A 3,532-nucleotide genomic window follows, 5' to 3' on the forward strand; every position below is an offset into this window, starting at 1 on the left:
AATGCTATCATAACTATTGCAGACTCTATGCCGATGACTCCACGACGAGTCTTTCTACTTCTTATGGAAGTCGTCATTAATCTGAAATTCAACTTGTTTGTATTATCCATCCGTCTGTGTAACTTGATCAAACTAGATTTGATACGCCTTTGTGCTTTGTTGTTTATATGCAAATATCTGAATTGTTCCCGATGTGTTGATTTAGGCATAAACGTTGAGTCAAATTTCCACTTTACTTAGGCTTTGGCATATGCTGGAAGGTTAATTTTTTCATTCTTTACAACCTAAAAACTATGATTTTTCTGTCTGTTTGGGATAAACAGACGATATCCTATAAGAATATGATACTATGAATTTCTAATGCAAATTATCTCTTGTCAATTCCAATTATATGTAAAACATGGAGATTTAGATGAATTCTGATACGCTATTGACTGAATCTAAAAATCTAAAGAATGGGATTGACCCTAAACTAACTTTGCAAATGGATGAAAAAAACTTTACACTTGAACGGGTTGCAGAATTATCACAAATGTTAAAAAATAAAGTAGATTCTGCAATTCACGAAATTGGAAAACTAAATGGACAAACACAGATGATTGCAATAAACGCTCGAATTGAAGCCAGCAGGGCAGGTTTAGCTGGAAAGACATTCTCAGTAGTAGCAGAGCAAATGAATGATCTTTCTAATAAAATAGGAATAGTAAATAAAAAAATGCGCATTGAAAGTCGTGATGCTCTAAACGAACTAGAGCATTTGATAAGAGCGCAGGCTACTACTGTTAGAGGAACTCGTTTATCTGATCTTGCACTGACAAATATAGATATCATTGATAGGAATCTCTTTGAAAGATCCGTTGATATAGTTTGGTGGGCTGCAGACGATAGTGTAGTAAACGCATTAACAAGAAAGACAAGAGGCAGTTATGATCTAGCCGAAAAACGTTTTAGTATCATATTACATTCCTACACTGTATATTTTGATCTAGTATTATGTGATCTAGATGGAAACATTGTAGCAAATGGAAAGCCAGAAAATGTTGACTTGGTAGGTGTGAATGTAAAAGATTTAGAATGGTTTGAGAGTGCTATGAGAACTACAACTGGCAAAGATTTTGGCTTCCAAAAGGTTAGCAGAAATACTTTGGTAAATAATGAAGTAAGTCTTGTTTTTTCATGCACTGTTCGTGAGGGTGGATATCAACATGGTAAAATAATAGGCGTATTGGGTGCATTTTTTAAATGGGAGGGCCTGGTACAAAAAATTGTAAAGCAGGTCCATCTCATTGATGAGGAAAAACATAGTACTAGAATTTGCATTGTTGATAATGACGGTCTTATTTTGGCAGACTCCAAAGACCTCATACTTGATGATAAAATTGAGTTTCTTGGAAGAAACATGCTTTTTGAAAAAGAGAAAGATTTCATGATTGCTGACTACCGTGGGGATAAATGCTGTATTGCTCATGCATCTTCTCCGGGTTATGAAACGTACGCTTCTGGATTCCATTCTTTAATCATACAGAAAATTACCTGACGAACACAAATATCCAATTGACTAGTTTTAATTTGAAAAATTGACTTTCAATTCTTATGCCAACATCATATTTTTGTGAAATTGTATGATCGATTCAAACATACGTGAACATATTATCGTTATTTAAGCTTCATACATTGACTCATCTTTGGCAATAACTAATCCCCTGACAAAAAGTCTTAATCTGAAAATAATTGTGATGGTAAATGTAGTTTCTGCCTTGTCAATTGCATCTATTTCTTTGATAAGTTATTATTCATTACAACAATCCGACTTGCAAACTCTGAGTATTATCATACGTTATGTCATAACTGGAATTGTAATGCAATGCATAGTGGGGGCTTTTGCATATTTTCTGGCCAAATCAATATCTGGACCAATACTTGAGATGGAAGCGATTGCTAGAAAAATAAGTGAAGGGGACTTGACGCTAGAAATTAGTGATTCTAAATCAAATGATGAACTTGGTAAATTAAAAAATTCTTTCAAAGAGATGTTGAAAGGATTGCGTTTATTGGTCTATCAAGTACGTGACGGTTCAACACTTGTGACCTTTAATTCTGAACAAGTCCAATCTTCTACTGAGCAAATGAATTCGTCCGTTCAACAAATCTCGTCTACCATTTCACAGATCTCAAAAGGATCTCAGTTGCAAGCTAAAGAACTCGAAGAAACAAGCAGAGTGGTAGAAAAACTTACTACTGATATGAAAAAACTGGAAGTAAAATCTGGAATGGCTGCCGCTTTAGCTAGAGAAGTAGGTTTGATATCTGAGACTGGTTCAAAATCAGCTTCTGAAGCTGACTTTAGAATGTCAAAGATAATCAGTGTAACTAATGATTCGTCAAAAAAGATCAGAGAGTTGGTAGATAGAAGTAGGGAAATCACAACTGTTTTGGAAGTTATAAGAAAAATTGCAGACCAAACCAATTTGTTGGCACTTAATGCCACAATTGAGGCTGCTCGTGCTGGAGAAGCAGGGCAAGGATTTGCAGTAGTAGCTGATGAAGTCAAACGATTAGCTGAAGGTTCTGCAAGATCATCTGAAGAAATTGCTGAGTTGATAGCAAAGATTCAGGAAGATGCACAATCTACAGTTGAAAGTATTGAAGGCAGTACTAGAGAAGTTGCTGAAGGGAGAATTGTAATTGACAAAGCACTACGATCTCTAAATGAGATTGCGTCAAAAGTAAAAGATGTATCAATTAATGTTTTAGATGTAGCAAATACTACTAAAACACAAGTATCTGAAATAGAAAAATTATCAAAAGCATCTTCTGAGATTGCGGCAGTTTCTGAACAAAATGCCTCTGCAACAGAACAAGCTTCTGCTGCAACTGAACAACAAATCTCAGGTACTCAAGAAATCATTGCTTCAATACAAAATATGACCATCATGGCAGAGGATCTATCACATACCGTATCTGCTTTCAGGTTGCCAGAAAATTATAAAAATGAATCAGGGAATAAAAAATCCAAACATGTGAAAAAAGAGGTGTTGGTACAATGACAAGCGAAGTTATGGTATCTAATTTTCAAATAATTGTATTTAGATTGCATGATGAAGAAAAAAACAAACAAGAAAATTATGGCATTCCAATTGATCAAGTAAGAGAAATACGACAGTTGGAACCTATCACGGTTATTCCAAACGGCCCAAGTTATGTAAAAGGGGTGATGAATCTTAGAGGTACCATAATACCAATAATAGATTTAAAGGAAAAACTAGGTTTTTCAAAAACTCATACCATTAATTCCAAAATGATGATTCTTGTAGCTGAAATAGATTCTAAACTTGTAGGGTTATTGATAGATGGTGTAGACCAAGTCATTAAAATTCCGTCTACTGATGTTGACTGTAATGTTTCTGGAGGTTTTGAGTCTATTTCATATGTTATAGGTATTGCAAAAACCGGAGAAAAACTAGTTGTTTTACTAGATGTTGGCATCTTACTGAAAAACTCATTGACTTCTGGTATGGGAGTGTAAAATGTC

3 protein-coding genes are annotated in these 3,532 nt (G+C 34.7%); all 3 read left to right on the forward strand.

Annotated features, from left to right (window positions below; translation table 11 throughout):
• Nucleotides 1–412: 412 nt before the first annotated feature.
• The 3 genes from C0Q33_RS08985 to C0Q33_RS08995 all read left to right on the forward strand — a co-directional run bounded on the left by C0Q33_RS08985 (nucleotide 413) and on the right by C0Q33_RS08995 (nucleotide 3,526).
• Nucleotides 413–1,537: a methyl-accepting chemotaxis protein gene (locus C0Q33_RS08985; RefSeq protein ID WP_101478271.1), complete on the forward strand. Its 1,125-nt coding sequence runs from the start codon at nucleotides 413–415 to the stop codon at nucleotides 1,535–1,537.
• 148 nt (nucleotides 1,538–1,685) lie between these two features.
• Nucleotides 1,686–3,047, forward strand: a complete 1,362-nt coding sequence (locus C0Q33_RS08990) for a methyl-accepting chemotaxis protein (RefSeq protein ID WP_101478272.1) — start codon at nucleotides 1,686–1,688, stop codon at nucleotides 3,045–3,047.
• Nucleotides 3,044–3,526, forward strand: a complete 483-nt coding sequence (locus tag C0Q33_RS08995) for a chemotaxis protein CheW (protein WP_101478273.1) — start codon at nucleotides 3,044–3,046, stop codon at nucleotides 3,524–3,526. The genes C0Q33_RS08990 and C0Q33_RS08995 overlap by 4 nt, the downstream gene beginning before the upstream one ends.
• Nucleotides 3,527–3,532 lie beyond the last annotated feature (6 nt).

It is taken from the genome of Candidatus Nitrosotalea bavarica, assembly GCF_900167955.1.
Taxonomy (GTDB): domain Archaea; phylum Thermoproteota; class Nitrososphaeria; order Nitrososphaerales; family Nitrosopumilaceae; genus Nitrosotalea; species Nitrosotalea bavarica.